The sequence below is a fragment of the Vibrio tapetis subsp. tapetis genome (genome assembly GCF_900233005.1).
In the GTDB taxonomy this organism is placed as follows: Bacteria; Pseudomonadota; Gammaproteobacteria; order Enterobacterales; family Vibrionaceae; genus Vibrio; species Vibrio tapetis.
On record NZ_LT960611.1, the window covers coordinates 2427728 to 2450930 of the forward strand.

The 23203-nt window shown below is 44.8% G+C and carries 20 protein-coding genes and 1 pseudogene; 8 read left to right on the plus strand and 13 right to left on the minus strand.

The window, feature by feature from the left end; all coding sequences use genetic code 11:
* Positions 1 to 157 precede the first annotated feature (157 nt).
* Complete coding sequence (locus VTAP4600_RS10780) at positions 158 to 1402, plus strand: uracil-xanthine permease family protein (protein ID WP_102522798.1); 1245 nt, start codon at positions 158 to 160, stop codon at positions 1400 to 1402.
* Between the two features lie 120 nt (positions 1403 to 1522).
* On the opposite strand, the gene upp is transcribed toward VTAP4600_RS10780, so the two are convergent.
* Entirely contained in the window at positions 1523 to 2149 is a 627-nt protein-coding gene (upp, locus tag VTAP4600_RS10785) for a uracil phosphoribosyltransferase (RefSeq protein WP_102522799.1), read from the minus strand.
* Positions 2150 to 2318: 169 nt separating this feature from the next.
* On the opposite strand from upp, the gene purM reads away from it, so the two are divergent.
* The gene (purM, locus tag VTAP4600_RS10790) at positions 2319 to 3359 is read left to right on the plus strand and encodes a phosphoribosylformylglycinamidine cyclo-ligase (RefSeq protein ID WP_102522800.1); all 1041 of its coding nucleotides are present in this window, start codon (positions 2319 to 2321) and stop codon (positions 3357 to 3359) included.
* A gap of 3 nt (positions 3360 to 3362) precedes the next feature.
* A complete protein-coding gene (gene purN / locus VTAP4600_RS10795; protein WP_102522801.1) occupies positions 3363 to 4001 on the plus strand; it encodes a phosphoribosylglycinamide formyltransferase in 639 nt (212 codons plus the stop codon).
* A 64-nt stretch (positions 4002 to 4065) separates the two neighbouring features.
* Here the strand turns inward: purN and VTAP4600_RS10800 are convergent, their stop codons facing one another.
* Together VTAP4600_RS10800 and lpcA are read right to left on the minus strand one after the other, a co-directional pair.
* Positions 4066 to 4911, minus strand: a complete 846-nt coding sequence (locus VTAP4600_RS10800) for a class II glutamine amidotransferase (RefSeq protein WP_102522802.1) — start codon at positions 4909 to 4911, stop codon at positions 4066 to 4068.
* Positions 4912 to 4926: 15 nt separating this feature from the next.
* Complete coding sequence (gene lpcA / locus VTAP4600_RS10805) at positions 4927 to 5502, minus strand: D-sedoheptulose 7-phosphate isomerase (RefSeq protein WP_102522803.1); 576 nt, start codon at positions 5500 to 5502, stop codon at positions 4927 to 4929.
* 301 nt (positions 5503 to 5803) lie between these two features.
* Here lpcA and fadE point away from each other — a divergent pair, with 301 nt between their 5' ends.
* The gene (gene fadE / locus VTAP4600_RS10810) at positions 5804 to 8254 is read left to right on the plus strand and encodes an acyl-CoA dehydrogenase FadE (protein ID WP_102522804.1); all 2451 of its coding nucleotides are present in this window, start codon (positions 5804 to 5806) and stop codon (positions 8252 to 8254) included.
* Positions 8255 to 8368: 114 nt separating this feature from the next.
* On the opposite strand, the gene VTAP4600_RS10815 is transcribed toward fadE, so the two are convergent.
* Positions 8369 to 9622, minus strand: coding sequence for a TIGR03503 family protein (locus tag VTAP4600_RS10815; protein WP_102522805.1), 1254 nt, complete (start codon positions 9620 to 9622; stop codon positions 8369 to 8371).
* Positions 9623 to 9634: 12 nt separating this feature from the next.
* Positions 9635 to 10366, minus strand: a complete 732-nt coding sequence (gene dnaQ / locus VTAP4600_RS10820) for a DNA polymerase III subunit epsilon (protein ID WP_102522806.1) — start codon at positions 10364 to 10366, stop codon at positions 9635 to 9637.
* An 83-nt stretch (positions 10367 to 10449) separates the two neighbouring features.
* On the opposite strand from dnaQ, the gene rnhA reads away from it, so the two are divergent.
* Positions 10450 to 10917, plus strand: coding sequence for a ribonuclease HI (gene rnhA, locus VTAP4600_RS10825; protein WP_102522807.1), 468 nt, complete (start codon positions 10450 to 10452; stop codon positions 10915 to 10917).
* A 71-nt stretch (positions 10918 to 10988) separates the two neighbouring features.
* On the opposite strand, the gene VTAP4600_RS10830 is transcribed toward rnhA, so the two are convergent.
* Positions 10989 to 11732, minus strand: a complete 744-nt coding sequence (locus VTAP4600_RS10830) for a class I SAM-dependent methyltransferase (protein ID WP_102522808.1) — start codon at positions 11730 to 11732, stop codon at positions 10989 to 10991.
* A gap of 42 nt (positions 11733 to 11774) precedes the next feature.
* Here VTAP4600_RS10830 and gloB point away from each other — a divergent pair, with 42 nt between their 5' ends.
* From gloB to VTAP4600_RS10845, 3 genes and pseudogenes are all read left to right on the plus strand, one after another.
* Positions 11775 to 12533, plus strand: coding sequence for a hydroxyacylglutathione hydrolase (gene gloB / locus VTAP4600_RS10835; RefSeq protein ID WP_102522809.1), 759 nt, complete (start codon positions 11775 to 11777; stop codon positions 12531 to 12533).
* 239 nt (positions 12534 to 12772) lie between these two features.
* Positions 12773 to 14176 (plus strand): annotated as a pseudogene (locus tag VTAP4600_RS10840) (LysM peptidoglycan-binding domain-containing protein); the annotation flags it as partial.
* On the plus strand, positions 14173 to 14859 hold the full coding sequence (locus VTAP4600_RS10845) for a YIP1 family protein (protein WP_102522811.1): 687 nt from the start codon (positions 14173 to 14175) through the stop codon (positions 14857 to 14859). The pseudogene VTAP4600_RS10840 and the gene VTAP4600_RS10845, both read left to right, overlap by 4 nt.
* Here the strand turns inward: VTAP4600_RS10845 and VTAP4600_RS10850 are convergent.
* The 7 genes from VTAP4600_RS10850 to dnaE form a co-directional block, all read right to left on the minus strand.
* A complete protein-coding gene (locus tag VTAP4600_RS10850) occupies positions 14840 to 15688 on the minus strand; it encodes an endonuclease/exonuclease/phosphatase family protein (RefSeq protein ID WP_102522812.1) in 849 nt (282 codons plus the stop codon). The two genes, VTAP4600_RS10845 and VTAP4600_RS10850, sit on opposite strands and share 20 nt — an antisense overlap.
* 126 nt (positions 15689 to 15814) lie before the next feature.
* Positions 15815 to 16153, minus strand: a complete 339-nt coding sequence (gene glnB / locus VTAP4600_RS10855) for a nitrogen regulatory protein P-II (protein ID WP_102522813.1) — start codon at positions 16151 to 16153, stop codon at positions 15815 to 15817.
* A 58-nt stretch (positions 16154 to 16211) separates the two neighbouring features.
* Positions 16212 to 16589: a hypothetical protein gene (locus VTAP4600_RS10860; protein WP_102522814.1), complete on the minus strand. Its 378-nt coding sequence runs from the start codon at positions 16587 to 16589 to the stop codon at positions 16212 to 16214.
* 220 nt (positions 16590 to 16809) lie between these two features.
* Entirely contained in the window at positions 16810 to 17124 is a 315-nt protein-coding gene (locus VTAP4600_RS10865) for a c-type cytochrome (protein ID WP_102522815.1), read from the minus strand.
* A gap of 57 nt (positions 17125 to 17181) precedes the next feature.
* Positions 17182 to 18525, minus strand: coding sequence for a tRNA lysidine(34) synthetase TilS (tilS, locus tag VTAP4600_RS10870; protein ID WP_102522816.1), 1344 nt, complete (start codon positions 18523 to 18525; stop codon positions 17182 to 17184).
* Positions 18526 to 18562: 37 nt separating this feature from the next.
* Positions 18563 to 19522, minus strand: coding sequence for an acetyl-CoA carboxylase carboxyl transferase subunit alpha (gene accA, locus VTAP4600_RS10875; protein WP_102522817.1), 960 nt, complete (start codon positions 19520 to 19522; stop codon positions 18563 to 18565).
* A 44-nt stretch (positions 19523 to 19566) separates the two neighbouring features.
* Complete coding sequence (gene dnaE, locus VTAP4600_RS10880) at positions 19567 to 23046, minus strand: DNA polymerase III subunit alpha (RefSeq protein ID WP_102522818.1); 3480 nt, start codon at positions 23044 to 23046, stop codon at positions 19567 to 19569.
* Positions 23047 to 23203 lie beyond the last annotated feature (157 nt).

The window sequence follows — 23203 nt, forward strand, 5'->3', positions numbered from 1 at the left end:
AGCTTCATCCTACGTTCAACGCCTCTTTGTCGAACAACTAACACAGAATTGACGCGACTACTTTGCAAACTCAATTGCATTTACTTGATCTATGTATAATTGCAAACGATTGCTAAATGCTAATATCTTGCGAATTTTGTTTACAGGACCCAGTCACATGTCGAATATCCTACAGGGAACTCAAATGCTATTTGTCGCTTTTGGCGCATTAGTTCTTGTTCCATTACTTACCGGCCTAGATCCAAGCGTTGCTCTTTTTGGCGCAGGTGTCGGCACCCTATTATTCCAAGTTATTACTAAGCGTAGCGTACCCATTTTCCTTGCTTCTTCTTTTGCGTTTATTGCCCCTATCATGTTTGGTGTGCAAACGTGGGGCATTGCGTCGACGATGGGTGGCCTAATGGCTGCGGGTGTTGTGTACGTACTCATGGGTGCCGTAATCAAGGTTAAAGGTGTTGCCATCATCCATAAACTTTTGCCTCCCGTAGTAGTGGGGCCTGTGATCATGGTGATTGGCCTTGGCCTTGCGCCCGTTGCGGTCAATATGGCATTAGGTAAGACAGGCGATGGTGCTGTACAGCTCATTGATGGCAATGCGGCGTTAATCATTGCCTGCGCGTCATTATTTACAACCATCGCCATTAGTGTTTTTGCCAAAGGTTACTTAAAGCTTTTGCCAATTTTTGGCGGCATCTGCGTTGGTTATGCACTGAGCTTATTTTATGGCGTGGTTGATTTCACTCCAGTCGCTCAAGCGAGTTGGTTATCTATGCCCAACTTTACTTTTCCTGAATTTAACATCAACGCCATTCTCTTTATGATCCCTGTCGCCATTGCACCTGCCGTCGAACACGTGGGTGATATGTTGGCTATTTCGAATGTTACCGGGAAAGACTATTTGAAAAAGCCAGGCTTACATCGCACCATAGCGGGCGACGGAGTAGCAACCATTGCCGCTTCTATGCTTGGCGCGCCACCTAATACGACATACAGTGAAGTGACTGGCGCTGTAATGCTTACTAAGGCCTTCAACCCTGTCATCATGACGTGGGCTGCGGTAACTGCAATTGTACTGGCGTTAGTTGGGAAGTTGGGCGCTTTGTTGCAAACCATACCTGTTCCGGTAATGGGTGGCATTATGATCTTGCTGTTCGGTTCTATTGCAACCGTTGGTCTTAATACACTGATCAAGAATAACGTCGACCTACACAAATCACGTAACCTAGTGATTGTAGCGATTACCTTAGTATTTGGTATTGGTGGCATGGCTTTCGGTATTGGCGAGTTTAGCCTACAGGGCGTGAGCTTATGTGGCATTGTCGCTATTCTTCTGAACCTGATTTTACCCCATGAGTTGGGTGAGAATCACGTTGTTGATAATGCTCAGATGGAAGAAGATTGATTGAAAAGCGAAGTGCTAGAAGCGAAGTACTAAAAGCTAAGTGCTAAAAAAAGGAAAGCCACAGTGCTTTCCTTTTTATCGTGTTTTCGACTAACTAAGTTAGTGAGTCAACATCATCGGTTACTTAGTACCGAAGATCTTATCGCCTGCATCGCCAAGACCAGGAACAATGTAGCCTTTGTCGTTTAGCTTCTCATCGATTGCAGCTGTGTACAGCTCAACGTCCGGGTGCGCTTTTTCTAATGCAGCGATGCCTTCAGGAGCAGCAACAAGAACCAAGACTTTAAACAACTTACAACCTTTCTCTTTCAGAAGATCAAGAGTGGCGATCATTGAGCCACCAGTTGCAAGCATTGGATCGACAACCAAAGCGATACGCTCATCAATGTTAGATGCCAATTTATTAAAGTAAGGAACTGGCTCTAGTGTTTCTTCGTCGCGGTAAATACCAACAACACTGATACGTGCGCTTGGCATATGCTCTAAAACACCATCCATCATGCCTAAACCCGCACGAAGAATTGGCACTACCGTTACTTTTTTACCCTTCAGTTGATCAACCTCTACCGGGCCATCCCAACCATTAATCGTAACGCGCTCTGTTTCAAAATCTGCGGTTGCTTCATACGTTAGCAAGCTGCCAACCTCAGTAGCAAGCTCACGAAAACGCTTTGTGCTGATGTCACCTTCACGCATTAAACCAATTTTATGCTTAACTAGAGGGTGTTTCACTTCAACAACTTTCATTCCCAACTCCGACATTATTTTAAATAAACCTTCCGATTATACACATAACTAGAATGAATTTCAGAATATGTGTCACTAAAAAAAACTCGCGCAAACGTTTTCCTTTTCTGGTCAACCCCTGTTAGAATAGCGCCGTTTTTCACATCCATTTAAGTTCGAGGACTATCCCGTGAGCGGTAATAATTCTTCCCTAAGCTACAAAGACGCTGGTGTTGACATCGATGCAGGTAACGCACTAGTAGACCGTATTAAAGGTGCTGTAAAACGCACTCGTCGCCCAGAAGTAATGGGTGGCATTGGTGGCTTTGGTGCCCTATGTGAACTTCCAACTAAATACAAGCAACCTGTGCTTGTTTCAGGCACAGACGGTGTTGGTACTAAACTTCGCCTAGCCTTGGATATGAAAAAACACGACACAATCGGTATCGATCTTGTGGCTATGTGTGTGAACGATCTAATCGTTCAAGGCGGCGAACCGCTATTCTTCCTAGACTACTACGCAACAGGCAAACTTGATGTTGATACAGCAGCAGATGTTGTTTCAGGTATCGCTGAAGGTTGTGTGCAAGCTGGCTGTTCATTAATCGGTGGTGAAACTGCTGAAATGCCAGGTATGTATGAAGGCGAAGATTACGACGTTGCTGGTTTCTGTGTTGGTGTTGTTGAAAAAGAAGACATCATCGATGGCACAAAAGTCGCGGCAGGTGATGCCCTGATTGCTGTCGGCTCAAGTGGCCCACACTCAAATGGTTACTCTCTTGTTCGTAAGATCCTTGAAGTATCAAATGCCGACCTTAATGAAGAATTAAACGGCCGTACAATTGGCGACCAATTACTTCAACCAACTAAGATTTACATCAAATCAGCACTTAAGATGATTGCAGAGCACGATATTCATGCTATCTCGCACATCACAGGTGGTGGTTTCTGGGAAAACATCCCTCGTGTACTACCTGAAGGCACAAAAGCCGTTGTTGATGGCAACAGCTGGGAATGGCCGGCTATCTTCTCTTGGTTACAAGAGAAAGGTAACGTAGAAACACACGAAATGTACCGCACCTTTAACTGTGGTGTTGGCCTAATCGTCGCACTGCCGAAAGATCAAGCAGACGCTGCTGTTGAGCTGTTAAAAGCTGAAGGCGAAAACGCTTGGGTTATCGGTGAGATTGCAGACGCAAAAGCTGACGAAGAACAAGTAGAGATCCGCTAAATTATGAAAAATATCGTTGTCTTAATATCAGGAAGCGGCAGTAACCTACAGGCCATCATAGATGCTTGTAATGACGGTCAAATCTTGGGTAAAGTCAGCGCTGTTTTTTCTAACAAAGCAGACGCTTACGGATTAAAGCGTGCTGAACAAAGTGGGAGTGATGCCCACTTTGTAAATCCAAAAGATTTTGCTAGTCGAGTTGAATTTGATCACGCGTTAATGCAACACATCGATAACTATCAACCCGATATTATTGTGCTTGCTGGTTATATGCGTATTTTGTCAGCTGAGTTCGTAGAACACTACGTAGGCAAGATGATCAATGTCCACCCTTCCCTTCTGCCTAAGTATCCGGGTCTTGATACCCATTCTAGAGCAATTGAGGCAGGCGACACAGAACATGGCACCAGTGTTCACTTCGTGACCGAAGAGCTCGATGGTGGTCCTGTTATCTTGCAGGCAAAAGTCCCAATATTTTCTGGTGATACTCCAGAATTGTTGCAAGATAGGGTACAAACTCAAGAACATCAAATCTTCCCGCTAGTGGTTCAATGGCTCGCTCAAGAGCGTTTGTCCATGAAGGGCGGAGATGCGATGTTAGACGGCAAAGTTCTAGAAGATTCTGGCTACGCTCAAGACTAAAAATAGTTGATATAAAAAAGGTCAGTGCATGCACTGACCTTTTTTTTGGCTGTTACGGAGTTCGCTATAGCGCTTGTGTTGGAGCTTGACTGGCAGGTTTTGCCGCGGCAAATGGGACATTTTTCAATTGGTCTGCATTACCCAAAACTAGCTCACCATAATGAAACACACTGTACTCGCCTGGCTTCATACGATGCCAAGATTCGTTATCAGTTAATGGTTGAGTAGCAATCACTGAAACCACATCGTTTGGTGTTGTTTCCTTTTTAAAGTCAATCGTTACGTCTTCGTCGATCAAACTGGCTTTACCAAAAGGAGCACGTCTTGTTATCCAATACAGATGGTTAGTACAATACGTTACGACGTATTCACCATCGCTCAGCAGCATATTAAACACACCAAATTGCCTAAGCTCATCACAACACTGAGCTATGTACGCAAACGCTTCGTTCATGTCTGTCGGTGTTTCAGGGTAGCGCGCTTCTAAGCGACGCAATAACCAACAAAATGTGAGCTCGCTGTCTGTTTGGCCGACCGGTCGAAAACGCCCGGACTGGAGCTTCTCATCGTAATCACTCAGCTGGCCATTATGGGCAAACGTCCAATATCTCCCCCACAACTCACGAGTGAATGGGTGAGTATTTTCAAGATTAACTTGCCCACGATTAGCCTGACGAATATGGCTAACCACCGCACAGCTTTTGATCGGATAGTTTTGTACTAGCTCAGCAATCTTAGACTGACAACTTGGATTAGGGTCTTTAAAAGTACGAAAGCCCTTACCTTCATAAAAAGTGATACCCCAGCCATCACGATGAGGGCCAGTGTTTCCGCCTCTTTGAATCAAGCCTGTAAAGCTGAAACAAATGTCCGTTGGCACATTGGCGCTCATTCCGAGCAACTCACACATAATCCTTTATTCCTCTTACGCCATCTCTTTTTCGATCAGTTGAATCACGATATGAATGATTTTGATGTGGATCTCTTGAATACGATCAGCATAGCCAAAATGTGGTACGCGAATTTCAATATCCGCTAGCCCTGCCATTTTACCGCCATCTTTGCCTGTCAACGCGATAGATTTCATGCCTTTGGCTTTTGCCGCTTCAATGGCTTTTAAGATGTTGCCAGAATTGCCTGACGTAGACAGACCAAATAACACATCACCTTTTGAACCCACCGCCTCAACATAACGTGAAAACACGTGATCATAGCCAAAATCATTACTTACACAAGAGATATGACTAGGATCAGAAATGGCGATACCAGGGTAGCCGGGACGGTTTTCACGGTAGCGCCCTGTTAGTTCTTCAGCAAAATGCATCGAATCACAATGCGAACCACCGTTACCACAAGACAGCACTTTACCACCTTGTTTAAATGAATCAGCGATCATCTTCGCCGCTGCTTCGATTTGGGCAATATTTTTATCATCAGAAAGAAACGCCTGTAACACCTCAGCCGCTTCATTAAGTTCACTTCGAATTAGATCTTGGTACATAGGATATCTCTTACTGTTTTAGTTTGAGCTACTGAATCATTACGATCCTGCTATTACCTGAGTTTACCTATAAATCTTCATCAGTGTCGACATTTGCTTGCCGTTCCTTGCTCTAGTTAATAACAAACATCCATAAATGATTAAGTTAGCACCACTTTTGCTCACTGCCCCCTTACTCAGATCACTTTTTGAACACTTTAGGGTTTTACATTTGCTTAACACTTAGACTACAATCAGACTACTGGTACGACCACTGAAACATAATTACTATAAAAAACGTCAAACGATAAGGACTACAAAAATGGATATTTTGCTCTCTACACTTGGTATCTTGCTCGCGATAGGAATCCCCCTATATCACCGCTCTTCTTTGTTCAAATCTCTAGGTTTGATTGCAGCGGTAATGGCAGTCGGTAGCTTTTTTGGCACCATAGGTCCAATTGCTTGGGTTGTGTTCATTGTTGCCGCTAGCATTATCGCTATGCCCGCTCTGCGCCAGTCACTTATCAGTGCCAAGGCTCTGACCGTGTTTAAAAAAGTACTTCCAGCAATGTCGACCACAGAAAAAGAAGCGCTAGATGCTGGTACTGTGTGGTGGGAAGCCGAATTATTTAGAGGCAAGCCCGATTGGCGTAAACTTGAAGAAATCAAACCTTCTGAATTAACACAAGAAGAACAAGCCTTCATTGATGGTCCTGTTAATGAAGTCTGTGCCATGACTAATGACTATCAAGTCACTCATGAGTTGGCCGACTTACCACCGGAAGTTTGGCAGTACTTAAAAGATCATAAGTTCTTTGCCATGATCATTAAAAAGAAATACGGCGGCCTTGAGTTTTCTGCATACGCCCAGTCTATTGTTTTACAAAAACTCACTGGGGTTTCTGGTGTGCTGTCTTCTACCGTTGGCGTTCCTAATTCATTAGGCCCTGGCGAATTGCTGCAACATTATGGTACGACCGAACAAAAAGACCATTACCTTCCAAGACTTGCTCAAGGTTTGGAAATCCCATGTTTTGCACTTACCAGCCCAGAAGCTGGGTCTGATGCGGGCTCCATCCCTGACTTCGGTATCGTTTGTAAGGGTGAATGGCAAGGGCAAGAAGTACTTGGCATGCGATTAACGTGGAATAAACGCTACATTACTCTTGCCCCTGTAGCGACAGTATTAGGTCTCGCATTCAAACTGCGTGATCCTGATGGCTTACTTGGTGACAAACAAGATCTAGGCATTACTTGTGCACTTATCCCAACAAACATGGATGGCGTAGAAACAGGAAACCGTCACTTTGCTCTAAATATCCCATTCCAAAACGGCCCTACACGTGGTGAAGATGTGTTTGTACCACTGGATTACATCATCGGTGGCCCAGAGATGGCTGGCCAAGGTTGGCGTATGTTAGTCGAGTGTCTAAGTGTCGGCCGAGGTATTACTCTGCCTTCCAACGCAACCGGAGGCATTAAAACCGCAGCGCTTGCAACAGGTGCTTATGCTCGAATCAGACGTCAATTTAAGCAACCGATCGGCCATATGGAAGGTATTGAAGCTCCTCTAGCTCGATTGGGTGGCAATGCGTATGTTCTGGATGCCGCAGCGAAACTTACTGTAGCGGGTATCGATTTAGGGGAAAAACCATCGGTCATCTCAGCCATTGTTAAATATCATTGTACTCACCGTGGTCAACGCAGCATCATTGACGCGATGGACATCGTCGGTGGTAAAGGTATTTGCTTAGGCCCTTCAAACTTCCTGGCAAGAGCCTACCAAGGCGCACCGATTGCTGTAACGGTAGAAGGCGCGAATATTTTGACTCGCTCGATGATCATTTACGGTCAAGGTGCGATTCGCTGTCACCCATATGTTCTAAGTGAAATGGAAGCAGCTCATTCAGACAGCAGCGAGGCACTGGCAAACTTCGACAAAGCCTTGTTTGGCCATATTGGTTTCACCATGAGTAACCTAGTACGTAGTATTTGGTTAGGACTGACCGATGGTCGCGGTTCTGATGCCCCCACCAGCGATGAAACTCGACGTTACTATCAACAATTGAACCGTTACAGTGCCAATATGGCTTTGCTGTCAGATATTTCAATGACGGTTTTAGGCGGCTCTTTGAAACGTAAAGAACGCCTTTCAGCACGACTTGGCGACATTTTAAGTCAACTTTACTTAAGTAGCGCAACATTGAAGCGTTTCCAAAATGAAGGCACGCAAAAAGAAGATCTACCACTGCTTGATTGGGGTCTTCAAGACAGCCTGCACCAAACGGAAGAAGCGATTGACCATTTCTTAACGAACTTCCCAGTCAAATGGATAGGCCGAACACTACGAGTGTTAATCATGCCGTATGGCCGTGTTCGCAAGCTACCGTCTGATCAGTTAGATAGTAAAGTAGCGCTCGTGCTACAAACGCCAAGTGCTACTCGCTCTCGCTTGGGTCAAGACCAATACCTTGAGCCAACACAGCACAATCCAGTAGGAAAGATTGAAGAAGCACTTAGCGTTATTTTAGCGGCAGAACCTTTGTTCTTTAAAGTGTGTAAAGCTTTAGAGCAACGCCGCCCATTTACTCAACTCGATCACGTCGCTCGACTTGGACTTAAAGAAGATATTTTAACGAAAGATGAGGCCGACTTATTGATCTTGGCTGAGAAGCTACGGTTAGAAACCATTAACGTTGATGAATTTGAGTTCGATGAACTAGCGGCTCAATCAAAGTACCCAGCAGCCTCAATGGATGCCGTGGCTTAATCGAGCCGGAGCCTATTAAAACCAAAATAGCCACATTGCAAAATGTGGCTATTTTTTTATGGAGTCATACTCAGTGATTCACTCACATCGCTCCTATTTGGCACTGCGCTTATTTTAGTCTTTCGGTGGCATCGACAATTGCATTTCAGGTATTTGTTGACGTTTCATTTTGATTTTACGCATCACAAACCACACTATCAGCCCGATAACGAACACCGCAATATTGCCTATAATAAGAATCAACATTCCATTGAAACGCTCTTCCTCACGCTCAATTTCACGCAGCTCTTTTTCTTCTAGCAGGCGCTTCTCTTCTTGCGCCTTTTTAAACGCTTCCATGGACTTCTCTACATCCACTTTCTCAACAATACTGAATGACTGTTCTCTAAAGTGAAAAACGAGCTCACGTCCCGTTGCCGCTTCGGTCGCATATGCCGACCCACTCCAAGTATGCTTACCCGGTAAGCTATTATTGGGAAGCGCAAAGTAAGCTTTGGTTCCGGCTTTTTCAGATTGCCCCTGAGTGATCATCTCTAACCCGTCAGGAGAGGTCTGCTCTACTGTGACGGCAATAGATCCCGGAGCAATCACGCCTTCTTCACCGGTTACGGTAAAGTTATGCTCTTTGTCTTCGCTGCGAGCTTGCGCGAATGCCGCCGTTAAAGGAGGCGGGTACACCAATACAACTTGCTCAACTGCACGTAAGAACACGCCATTACCAGAGGTAACACGAGCACGGTATTTGCCCGGTTCAATATCGATAGGAAGCTCAACCGTAAAGTTGCCATCACCCGCAACTTCATCCAGATTACGGCCGTCGTCCTCGAACGTCCCTAACACTTGAGGAATTGGCCGAGCGTCTGCCGATAACGAGGCTTCGTTTTCTAGATATTTAGTAAAAGTGACGTTCAGATTAACCCGTTCCAAGAAGTCTCGTAAATTCAGAGGAGCCCCATTTTGCTCAAGGCGGGCGGAGAACTTAAGGCTCTCATCCATATATAGACGTTGAGGAAAGCTATCTACATTTAAAGTTAGGTTGGAGATAATTTTAATATTATTTTTTGGATGAACCTTACCAATCGCTTGCCAAGGGCCTCGCATTGGATCGTCGATGGAAATAATATCCATACCAGGTTCTTCATACCAGCGTACGTTCTCTGGATGCTGCCATGCGTAGTACTTAGTCCCGTCTGGACGAACAAGCACCACCGACTGGGAACGCTTTTTTCGATAAATAACAAATGAGGCTTGGGATATTGTTGAATCGATTCTAAAACGATTATCCAATAACGACTGGGTCGTTTCCGTTTCTGCTCGGCTTACGCAGCTTAATAATACGACACACAAACAAAGCAAAATCCGCAACATATATTCTCCCAATTAACGCCAAAGGCAAGCGCCACTTTTTTCAACCAAGTCTAAACGCTCATTGTGCGCAGTTATTTCATCGGCCGATGCGTGTAAAACTTTAAGGGCCTTTCTGCCACTGGCAACGCGGACAATTTCTTCACTGCCGTCGCTATTTTCTCCACTGTTGAATTTCAGGTCGGTTTGACCACCCGTCATCAACAAGTAGACATCTGCTAGAATTTCAGCATCGAGTAAAGCGCCGTGTAAGGTACGGTGCGAGTTATCAATACCGTAACGATCACATAAAATATCAAGGTTATTACGCTTGCCTGGGAAGATTTTCTTCGCCATGTCCAAGGTATCGGTTACTTTACAGTACTGCTCTGTCTTCCCTATCTTAGGGTCAAGCATACCAAATTCGTGATCCATAAAGCCGACATCAAAGGGCGCGTTATGGGCAACCAACTCTGCGCCATCAATGAATTCTAAAAATTCTTTATGCACGTCTCGGTATTCTGGCTTATCCACCAAAAACTCATCGGTAATACCGTGGACCAGCACCGCTTCAGACTGAATCGCTCGGTCTGCTTTGAGGTAAACATGGAAATGTCGCCCCGTAAGCTTACGGTTTATGATCTCAACCGCACCAATTTCAATGATTCGGTGCCCCATGTAATGAGGGCCAGATTCAGTATTCATACCGGTGGTTTCGGTATCGAGTACGACGATGCGGTGTTGCTGGGGATTGATACTGGTATTCATAATGATTAATGTGTCAGACTATGTGAATGAATGTACAGGGTTGATGAATGTACAGTTGCCGAATTCGTTAATAGTATCAAATGATGACCAAACAAGTAGAAATTTTCACAGACGGCTCGTGCTTAGGTAATCCAGGCCCTGGTGGCTATGGTATCGTGCTGCGCTACAAACAGACAGAGAAACAACTCGCTAAAGGCTTCGCTCTCACCACCAATAACCGAATGGAAATGATGGCGGCTGTTGTCGCACTAAGAGCCCTTAAAGAACCTTGCGATGTCATATTAACCACGGATAGCCAGTATGTCCGTCAAGGTATTACTCAGTGGATCCACAATTGGAAAAAACGTGACTGGCAAACATCAGCCAAAAAGCCAGTAAAAAATGCAGATCTGTGGCAAGCGCTAGACAAAGAAACCGCTCGGCACAGTGTCGATTGGCGCTGGGTAAAAGGCCACGCAGGCCACCGTGAAAACGAAATCTGTGACGATATAGCAAGAGCTGCCGCAGAAGCACCAAGTGAAGATGACGTCGGCTACGAACCCAATAGTTAAAAACTGTGTAGTTAAAGACAATGCAGTTAAAGACCGTCCATTAAAGGCTAAGTGAGTATGTCGCCTAGCCTTTAGTCTATACGCGTGTCGTTGGTTTTCATTCGATAGTTGGCACCAAGCGGCGATAAGCTGCGTTTTAATCGCCAGTGTGGCTTTATGGGTTTAAGTGGGTAAGTCCGTTTACGTGCAACGATAAAGTACGAGCTACCAAATGGCGTTAAACATTGACCGACACCATTCTCAAGCCAAGTCCACATTGGTCGGTAGCGTTTGAACGGAAATAGTGCATAGCAATCCGAATGCACGACTTCATAATTCAATAGACCAAGCCAATCTCTAATTCTATTAGGCGTATACATACGACCGCTCCACGGCAAATCATTTTTCCGCCATGGCAAAATACTGGACGCCCCAATCCAACTAATTGGGTTGAACCCTGTTAGAACTAAATAACCGTCGTCTACCATCACTCTATCAACTTCTCGCAACAGCCGGTGAGGATCATTACAATAGTCCAACTGATGCGCTAACAAAATGGTATCGAAGCTTTTTTCAGCAAACGGTAAGTCATATGCGTCTGCAATGACGTTATGTAACGGGTTGGTGATGTCCACTTGAACTTGATGCTGTATATTGCAGTTGCAAGTGGTAATCTCACAGCTGAGACCGCCTAGTTTGAGCATATGATAGCCAAAGAATTTTGGGCACCATTCATCCAAGCGCATCTGAATTGATTCAGATACCCATTGACCATTACTCATTTGTTGCCAAGAATGGGGTTGTTTCAGTTTTCGAGAGGTGCGTGCTGGCTTCATTGATTTTTTCCGCCTCAATATCTGGTGAACGGAGTTCCAAATATGTTAACCATCAAAAGCATACCTGCATTTAACGACAATTACATCTGGCTGATCAAAAATAGCGATCAACGTTGTGCCATTGTCGATCCTGGAGATGCGAAACCTGTCTTAGAGTATTTGCGCCAACATCAATTGGATTTAGAAGCCATATTAATTACTCACCATCATAACGATCATATTGGTGGTGTCTCTGATCTCATCATGGCTTTCCCTAATGCCAAGGTCGTTGGCCCAGCGTCTGAGCCTATCCCTACGTTAACAACCCCTGTTGAAGACGGTGACCAACTAGACTTATTTGGCGAAACTTTCCTTGTACTTGGCCTGCCGGGCCATACCAAAGGTCATATTGGTTATACCGGTGATGGTAAACTCTTTTGCGGTGACGTCTTGTTTTCTGCAGGTTGCGGCAGAGTCTTTGAGGGCACACCCGAACAGATGTTTGACTCAATTAACAAAATTAATGCGCTTGCTCAGGAAACTGAGATTTTTTGCGCACACGAATACACCTCAAGCAACGTCGCATTTGCTTTAGCGGTAGAGCCAGACAACGATTTATTACGTCAATATCGTGATGATGTTATTCGACTACGCGCCCAGGAAAAGCCAACGATTCCGACCACGCTTAAGCAAGAGCGTTGGATCAACCCATTTTTAAGGTGCAATCAGAAAAGTGTGATCAAATCTGTCGCAAATCGCACTCTAGATACGTCACCTGTTGCAGTATTTACTGCTCTTCGTGAGTGGAAGAACGAATTTTAACGATTTCTTACTTGTCACTCATAATGAATGACAAGTATTATCTCCAGCCGTTAATTAAAAAGGCTGGAACAATGAGAGTAAAGTACAGTTGGGTGTTAGCACTTGCGCTAACAGGCTGCCAACTCACCCAACAAGAACCCTCCACGACTCAAAACTCCGAGACGAATACACCTTCAACGGAACCCTCGTCTACCGCTAAAGTCAGCAAGCCAAACGCATCCATAGCGCAAACCAAGCCTGTTCCAGTGGTGACCCCACAGACTCAAGAAGATGTATGGCAACGTATTGCGATGCAGTTAGAGATGCCCATTCCAGATCACAAAACGGTGGACTACTACCGTACTTGGTACATCAAACACCCAAATCACCTGAAAACGGTGTCACAGCGTGCTGAACCTTTCTTACATTTAATTACTGAAAAAATTGAGCAACGTGGCTTACCACTAGAGTTGGCCTTATTGCCTATCGTAGAAAGCTCTTTTGACCCGTTCGCCTACTCTCATGGCAGTGCCGCGGGTTTGTGGCAATTTGTGCCAGCAACTGGCAAAGCTTATGGGTTAGATCAAAACTATTGGTATGACGGACGTCGTGATGTTGCGGCAGCAACTGACGCCGCGTTAACTTTCCTTGAATCTCTTAACAAGAGGTTTGACGGAAATTGGGATCACGCAATTGCGGCGTATAATAGCGGAGGCGGCCGTGTAAATAGCGCCATCCGAGCTAACAAAAAAGCCAACAAACCTATCGATTTTTTCTCACTCTCTTTACCAAAAGAAACCAGTGGCTACGTGCCTAAGTTACTTGCGCTAGCGGACATTCTAGCCAATCAAGAAAAATACGGTGTGAATATACCGCCTATTGCGAACAAGCCAGTGCTCGCAACGGTTGACCCAAAAGAACAGCTTGATCTCGCGATTGCCGCACAATATGCAGGCCTTTCAGTGAAAGAGCTACAAGGCTACAACCCAGCGTACAACCAGTGGGCAACCTCACCTAATGGCCCTCAACACTTACTGCTACCTATTGAAACTGTCGATAAATTTAACAGTGAAGTCCGCAAAAACAAGGGCAAAGGTCTTAAGTTAGTCCGCTACCAAGTACAATCTGGTGACAGCCTGAGCGTACTTGCTAATAAATACAACACCACAACCAAGGTCATCCAAAAAGCGAATGGCCTGAGTAATAACACCATTCGCGTTGGGCAGCACCTTATGATCCCTACGTCGACTAAAAATGACGCGACGTATGCGCTAAGTGCCGACAACCGATTAGCAAAAACCCAATCTCGCTCACGAGGTAAGTACAAATTTACCCATACTGTGAAAAGTGGTGATAGCCTCTGGTCGATCGCTAAGAACAACAAGGTTTCCCATCAATCACTGGCAAAATGGAACGGTATGGGACCAAAAGATACACTGCGAATTGGCCAAGATTTGGTTATTTGGAAAAACTCCAATGAAGGCGCCATTATTCGTACGGTATTCTATTCAGTTCGTTCTGGCGACACCATCAGCGGTATTGCTTCTAAGTTTAAAGTCAGAAGCAATGACATCGTGAAATGGAACTCACTATTAAAATCTAAGTACTTACAGCCCGGACAAAAAATCAAGCTGTACGTCGATGTCACCAAGGTAAGTGTATGACCCCGTCTAGTAATCCATTCGCTATGCTGCTCGATATATTTCGAGCACCAACAGCTTGTTTCGCCGCTTTATACCAACGAGGAATGTGGGGCTGGTGGCCTTACTTAATTTTGATCCTCAGCCCATTTGCATTCTGGGGAAGCTATTTTGATTTGGTTAACTTTGCATGGTTAAAAGCCGAGCTGGTTATTCAAATGTCAGAAGTAGCACCGGATCAGATTAAACTGATTGATGCGAATACCATGCTTGCAACTGAAGTAATTCGTAATATCGCAGGCCGATCATTTACAATTTTACTCTTGGCATTTTGGTTCAAATTAGCCACTCAAGGTAGCCAAGTACAAATAAGCTATTGGAAATGGTTTGCTGTCTGTAGCGTCATTCTATTCCCTGCGATTATTGGTGACTTTGCCAGCTACGTAAGTGTTCTGCTAAAACACGGACAGGTTATGTCGTATGCCGCCGATCTCAACAGCCTAAACGGACTGCTTAAGTTACCTTTAACCAACGAATGGTCAACATTTGCAAGGTCATTCCCGCTATTGATGCCATGGTATATCGTTCTCGGTTACGCAGCACTTGGTGCTCTTAGTACGATTGAAAAAGGCCAAGCATTGGTTATCTCGGCCCTTCCTTGGGTCGGTTACTTCCTTTGCTGGGCAATCATTCTTCTTGTAAGCTAAACGTAGCAAGCAAAGGATTATGATCAGAGGCATCCGTAGAGGGTGCCTCTGCGGTTTCTAGCACCAAATCTCGATAATAAATATGGTCTAAAACCAAGCCTGTAATAAATTGCGTACGATGATCCGGAGAAAATGTCACTTCATTCATGGATAGCGACGCCATTAAATCCTCAAGCGTTTCAGTTCTCTCTTCACTCCAAGTATTAAAGTCACCAGCCATTATCATGGGCCCCTGATGCTTGTTTACCGCATTCCTAAGTGCCACCAGCTGCTCTTTAAATTCCAACGTACCCACAGTAAAGTTTATTGCATGGATATTAATAACCGCTAGGCTCTGACCATTTGAAAGCCCATACGTCGCGTAGAGCCCAGATTTAGGTAATCGAAGCCAAGGCTCCTTTTGAATGAACGCGCACGCTTTACTTGGCATTTGAGTGGCGAGGTTCAGAACTCCCGTGCTCGTTTCAAACGCACGAAAAGCGCTGACATGATTGCTGGCCCACTGCTTGGTTTTTAGCCACCCGATAAAACCGGTATCTAAACTTGCCTCTTGTAACAAGATAAGTTGAGCATGCTTAGAAAACCTCTCCAACTCTTGCTGCCAATTGTCTCGGTTCTGCTTATAAATATTCCAAACAAGAACAGAAAGCATGCCTTGTTCATCAATGAACTGATCAGGTTTTCCTTGATAACAGACCTGCTCTTCTAGACTTTGATTCGCTTCAAAAGAAATCACTTGGGGTTTCAATGGCACGGAAAATATCAAATGATACGCAAGGGGTATCGCGGCCATGACCAAACCTAAAGTAACAAGGGCTCGTTTTTTCATTTATCTACTCGTACAAAAAAGGAGCTTGCGCTCCTTAATATCAATTCGAATCTAGACACGGTTTAATCAAGGTAAATTGAACCACCGTGCATTGGTATCCTAACACGAGGATTCAAAAACCAAAGATTAGATAGCGTCTTCATCTTCTTCGCCAGTACGGATACGCACAACACGCTCAACACTGGTGATAAAGATCTTACCGTCACCAATCTTGCCCGTTTGAGCCGTCTCAATGATCGTATCAACGCATTGCTCAGCGACATCGTCGGTCACCACAATCTCTAGCTTCACTTTAGGTAAAAAGTCTACCATGTACTCTGCACCACGATAAAGCTCAGTATGGCCCTTCTGGCGCCCAAACCCTTTCACTTCAGATACCGTCATGCCGGTAATGCCAACCTCAGCCAGCGCTTCTCGTACATCATCAAGCTTAAACGGCTTAATGATGGCTTCAATTTTTTTCATTGTAGTCCCTTAACCTGTCAGTTTTCCTTATTATTACTGATATCAACGCAATAGCCAATCAGGTGGCTTCCATTTTTTGCATTAAACACCAAGCACAGAACAAAAATGCACTAATGTTTATCAGTAATATGGCTGTGTTTTTAATCAACTCTTCGCCGCCTGTTCCTAGGTTCAATACTCCTGAGAACAAGGTTAAAGCCGGTATGAAAAATAAAACCGGTATGTAGCCCCATGTTTCCTTTTTGTATAACCCGACAAGCGCCACTATTCCACTGAACAAGGTGATCAGCATAATAACCGCAGGAATCAAGCGTAAACTTGTTAAAGCGAGTGCTTGTACAAAAAGATGAAAATGAGATACAAGATATCCAGCAACGATAATCGCCATCACTCGATCAAATGATACTCGCTGAAAATAAGAATAATCGACATTCATAACAACACTCCCTGTTGGATCTGAATGAAATATAAGTGGCTCACTGCCTAATTAATGGTAGGACAACCCCATCCGAGCGTTGTTCAACTTATCTACCCTTTTACTGACTGTAGAAGAGTATCAATCAATTATCAAAAACCTTGTTGTTTGAAAATGTAACGAATGAATACGGTCTATCACCAACAATATTCGATTGTGATAGACCTGATTTTATATAATTCTACTTAAGACTAGCGAAGTAAGCGGCTAGGTTTTCAATATCAGTATCACTTAGCATAGCGGCTTGCATTTGCATAACGGCTGCTAAACCGCCGTTACGTTGCTTCGCTTTGTACGCTTTCATTGAATCCACTAAGTATTTTTCGTTTTGGCCTTTAAGGTTTGGGTAACCCGGAATAATGGCAATGCCATCAGCACCATGACAAGCAGCGCAAATTGCTGCTTTGGTTTTACCCGCAGCCGCGTCACCAGCGGCTAATGTTGAACCACTCATAAACGCCAAACCAAGAACCAGACCCACTACGACTTTCTTCATCACTTCACCTATTCCATTATCGGTAGAATTATCATGTGATTGTGACACACAATGTGACTATTTATACCAAATTAGCTCACATTCTTGCCCAGAACAGTGACGTGTAACAAAAAGGTTCCCTACCGCGGCAATCCTGTCTCCATACATCAAAATAGGATATCTTTTACGCAACCAAGTCGGAACGCCGTACTCTTGGAACAATTTCTTCAATTTTCTGCTGTGTTGTCGTGTCATTGGGTGAGCCGATAATCCTTGCGGTTCAAAGTGTACCCATACTTTTTCATTGTCGATCGGTGCCCTAAGGGTCAATAAAGCGTCTTCTCTTCTCTCTCTTAATATAAGTTGGCCCAAGCCATCGGGAAGCGAACAAGCTTGGTTGAGCACTAAGTGTTGCTGCCAAAGTGCAAGGTCTTGGTAAGTTTCCACCCAATAGAGACGAGATTGAAAACGGCGTATTTCACCAGCTTTCAAGGCTAATTTAGGGTTGGCATCAGCCTGACTTAACGCTACCTCGCTCCAAATAAGACTCAACTGCTTTCTGCTTGGCATTCTCACTCGCAGTCGCGCTAACCACATTCGCAGCAGTTGATGGCGCGCTATTTCTGATTGAGATGCAAGTAAGTCAATCACAAGGCTGCCATCACGATGAAGGCAAGCCTCTAGTTTCTCAGTCAAAAGTTCATCGAGTAATGCTTGTTGCTCGGCACACAATTCTGCACTACGTTGAACTGACGCCTCAATACTAGGCCAACGCTCGGTTAATTTTGGCAGTATGGAATGCCGTAAAAAGTTTCGATCATAACGTTGGTCTTGGTTGCTTTCGTCTTCGTTCCAGTTTAACTGGTGATGTAACGCATAATCTTCAATTTCACGCCGTGATTGAGTAAGTAACGGCCTAACCAACCAACCCGCCTCAAATGGCATAACCTGAGCCATACTGGATAAACCTTTCGGACCACTGCCTCGCTTAAGCGCTAACAAAAAGGTTTCAAGCTGGTCACCACTGTGTTGCCCAGTTAACAGTATGTCTCCATCAGAAACATGAGAGCGTAGTGCTTGATATCTTGCCTCACGCGCAATCTCTTCGAGGCTTTCACCTTGCGGCAGTGCCAAGTTCACCCTATGGCTAAAAAATGACATGTCTGAAGCCATGCACCACTGCTTACAACGCTCAAGCCACAGATCGGCATTTGGACTTAAGCCATGATGAACATGGACAGCACAGCATTCTACAGCCTGATTTTCAGCGCGATATCGAATCAGTAAATCAAGCAACACACGTGAGTCAACGCCACCGCTCAAGGCCAAAACGATTCGGTGACCACTTTGGCGATTGTCGTGTAGAATTTGTGAAAAAGCAGAATAAAGCACAAAAACCTCAAATATAAAAAAAGCGAGCATAATGCCCGCTTAATCATATCCTATTCGCACCCTTGGGTTAACAGTAACCGTAGCTCATCAAACGTTGGAAGCGACGCTCAAGCAATGTTTCTTCATCAAGCTGTTCTAGATCTTCTAATTGCTTAAGTAGCGTTGCTTTCATGTTCTCAGCAACAGCAATCTTATCACGGTGGGCACCACCTAGTGGCTCCTCAATGATTTCATCGATCAGTTCAAGCTCTTTAAGACGAGGAGCAATCAAACCCATCGCTTCTGCTGCTTGCGGGGCTTTGTCTGAATCACGCCACAAAATAGACGCGCAGCCTTCAGGAGAGATAACAGAGTATGTCGAGTACTGAAGCATGTTCACGTAATCACCGACACCAATAGCGAGTGCACCGCCTGAACCGCCTTCACCAACCACATTACAGATAACAGGAACGGTTAGGCTCGACATTTCTTTTAGGTTGGTTGCAATCGCTTCAGATTGACCGCGCTCTTCAGCACCAACACCTGGGTATGCACCCGCGGTATCAATAAAGGTAATGATTGGCATTTTAAAACGCTCTGCCATTTTCATTAAACGTAGCGCTTTGCGGTAACCTTCTGGTTTTGGCATACCAAAGTTACGTAACACTTTTTCTTTGGTTTCGCGGCCCTTTTGGTGACCAATGATCATCACTGGACGACCTTCTAAACGAGCCATGCCGCCAATAATCGCTTTATCATCGGCAAAAGCGCGATCGCCCTTTAGCTCGTCAAATTCAGTAAATACGTTTTCAACGTAATCTAACGTGTAAGGACGCTGAGGATGGCGTGCCAGTTGAGCAACTTGCCAAGCACCAAGATCACTGAAGATTTTCTTTTTAAGCTCTAAGCTTTTATCTTCTAGTTGCTTGATCTCTTTATCTAGATCGACAGCAGTATCACCACCGTGACGAGAGACATCACGCAAGGCTTCAATCTTAGCTTCTAGTTCTGCAATTGGCTTCTCAAACTCAAGAAAATTCGGGCTCATCTATGAATCCTTTTATCTACCCTCGCTTTATTAGCGACGGGTCTTTAGTTAAATTCCAGTTCTACCTGACCTTGGCCAAGTAGCTGCTTTAATTCGTCGATCAATGTGTCGTTTGGCGTAACTCGCCACTCTACACCAAGAGCAAGCCGCGCACGGGCATCGTGGCGTTGGTAGTAGACATTGACTGGTACGGTTCCCGCTCGATGAGGTTCTAGTATCTGACTAAAACGCTCAAAAAATTGGCTATCTATTTGTTCTTCTAAAATAGATACGGACAACGCACGTGCGTATTTTTCACGGGCATTTCCAAGATCCATGACATCTCGCGCCGACATTTTAAGGCCACCGTTAAAGTCATCAAAGCTGACCTGTCCGGAAATGACCAAAATTTTATCTATTTCAAGAAGTTCAGCATACTTTTCTAATGCATCAGAGAATAGCATGACTTCCATTCGAGCTGAACGATCGTCTAATGTCATCAAACCGATGCGAGTCCCTCGCTTAGTTGTCATTACTCGGGCTGCAATAACTAGCCCTGCAATGGTTAGCGACTGATCTCTTCGTGTTGGCTGAGCATCATTTAGTCGACAACTGGTATACTTAGCAAGTTCCTTTAAATGCGCATTAATGGGATGACCAGTAAGATACAGGCCTAATGTATCCCTTTCGCCTTCTAACCAAACCTTTTCCGGCCACGGCGGTACTTGTGTATATTTTTGTTCTACTTCTTCTGGCGCGTCGGTTAACACACCAAACATATCGGACTGACCAAACGCTTCAGCCTGATGGTGTTGGCTGGCAGCTTTAACTGCATCGTTAAGTGATGCCATCATTGCAGCACGATGAGGACCAAGCCTATCAAGCGCGCCCGCGTAAATCAGTTTTTCGATAACGCGTTTGTTTACTTTCTTGATATCAACACGAGCACAAAAGTCAAACAAGTCCTTAAAATAGCCACCTTTGTCTCTGGCGGCAATGATATTTTCTATCGGACCTTCACCTACCCCTTTAATTGCACCGATACCATAAACAACCGCGCCGCTCTCATCAACATTGAAACGATATAAACCAGCATTGATGTCAGGTGGTAGCACTTTCAGCTTCATTCTGATGCATTCATCAACCAAGCCAATGACTTTTTCCGTGTTATCCATATCGGCGGTCATTACTGCCGCCATGAACTCCGCAGGATAATGCGTTTTCAGCCAAAGAGTCTGATACGAAACCAATGCGTAGGCCGCTGAGTGCGATTTGTTAAAACCGTACCCTGCGAATTTCTCTACTAAATCGAAGATCTTCATGGCGAGTTCGCCATCAACGCCATTTGCTATGGCGCCTTCTTCGAAGATAGTACGCTGTTTCGCCATTTCTTCTGGTTTTTTCTTACCCATAGCACGACGAAGCATGTCCGCCCCACCAAGCGTATAACCAGCCAATATTTGGGCGATTTGCATGACTTGTTCTTGATACAAGATAATGCCGTACGTGGGCTCTAGAGTTTCTTTTAGCGTTTCATGTTGCCATTTTTCATCTGGATAAGAGACCGCTTCTCGCCCGTGTTTACGGTCGATAAAGTTATCTACCATGCCAGATTGCAAGGGACCCGGTCGAAACAGAGCCACCAATGCGATAATATCTTCAAAGCTATCCGGTTGCAGGCGCTTGATCAGATCTTTCATGCCTCGAGATTCGAGCTGGAATACCGCTGTCGTTTCCGAGTTTTGTAACAGATTGAACGACGCTTGATCGTCTAATGGAATCGAATCAATTCGAACAGGCTCTTTGCCTTCGCGCTTTAATCTAGGGTTAACCAGGCCTAAAGCCCAATCAATAATGGTTAGTGTCCGTAACCCCAAGAAATCGAATTTAACCAAACCTGCCGTTTCAACATCATTTTTGTCAAACTGGGTAACAGGGAAGTTACCATCGGCATCGCAATATATCGGGGCAAAGTCAGTAATGGTAGTGGGGGATATAACAACCCCCCCTGCGTGTTTACCGGCGTTACGTGTACACCCTTCCAGAATACGGCACATATCGATAAGCGCGCGTACTTCTTCATCGGCTTCGTATATTTCTGGCAGTTGTGGTTCCGCTTTGAAGGCTTTCTCAAGAGTCATGCCCGGCTCTGGTGGAACCAGCTTTGATATACGATCGACAAATCCATATGGATGACCCAACACACGGCCAACATCTCGAATAACCGCTTTTGCCGCCATGGTACCAAAGGTAATGATCTGAGATACCGCATCTCGGCCATACATTTCAGCAACGTGGTCTATAACTTGATCTCGTTTATCCATACAGAAATCGATATCGAAATCGGGCATGGAGACACGTTCTGGGTTCAAGAAACGTTCAAACAGTAAATCGTATTCAAGTGGGTCTAAGTCTGTGATGTCCAGGGCGTATGCCACTAAGGAACCGGCACCAGAACCACGACCAGGCCCAACAGGCACATCGTTATCTTTAGACCACTGGATGAACTCCATTACGATAAGGAAGTAACCCGGAAAGCCCATTTTGTTGACAACGTCGAGCTCGATTTTCAAGCGCTCATCGTATTCTGGTCGACGCTGTAAACGCACTTCTTCATCAGGGAATAAGAAAGCCAAGCGACGCTCTAGCCCTTCTTCTGATTTTTTGACCAAGAAATCTTCAATCGCCATCCCTTCCGTTGGAAAGTTAGGCAAAAAGTACTCGTTTAAACGGACGGTAACGTTACAACGCTTAGCTATTTCGACACTGTTCTGTAGTGCTTCTGGAATATCAGCAAAAAGCTCACACATTTCCTCTTCAGTACGCAGGTACTGCTGAGCGCTGTAGTTTTTTGGTCGGCGAGGATCAACCATGGTGAAGCCATCATGGATCGCTACACGGATCTCATGGGCATCAAATTGTTCTTCATTTAGGAACACCACTTCGTTCGTGGCGACAACAGGCAAATCTGTCTTTTCGGCCAAATCTAACGCAAAGTGTAAGTAGCTCTCCTCGTCAGCACGACCTGTTCTGGTTAATTCTAAGTAAAAACGATCAGGGAAGTACTGCTGGTAAAAGGCAACACATTCTTCAACTAAGCTGTGATTGCCTTTTAATAACGCTCGGCCAACCTCACCAACACGCCCACCTGATAAAATAATCAAACCTTCGTTATGGTTTGCCAACCACTCTTTATCAATGACAGGTTGGTGTAAAACATGTCCACGCTGGTAAGCTTCAGAAATCAACAAGGTTAGGTTGTTGTAACCTTTGTTATCGGTAGCTAGCACCGTTAGTTTGGTCAACTCATCGCCAAACTCCGCAGATTGCATGGTAAAGTCTGCACCAATGATCGGCTTGATACCGCAATTCGTCGCTGTATTATAAAACTTCACCAAACCACAAAGGTTGGTAAAATCTGTCAGCGCCATTGCTGGCATTCCATATTCTGCTACTTTCTTCACAATAGGTGGCACTTTAGAAAGGCCATCCACCATTGAGAAGTCGCTGTGGATTCGTAGGTGAATAAATTTAGGGTCAGACATGTAACGGTCCTAAGTTAAAGGATAAGTGCTAAGTGCTAAGTGCTAAGTGCTAAGTGCTAAGTGCTAAGTGCTAAGTGCTAAAGGCTAAAGGCTAAAGGATATAGAATAAAAGCGAGATTGAAAACGATGTGCTGATTTTAGCTTTGCACTTTCGCTC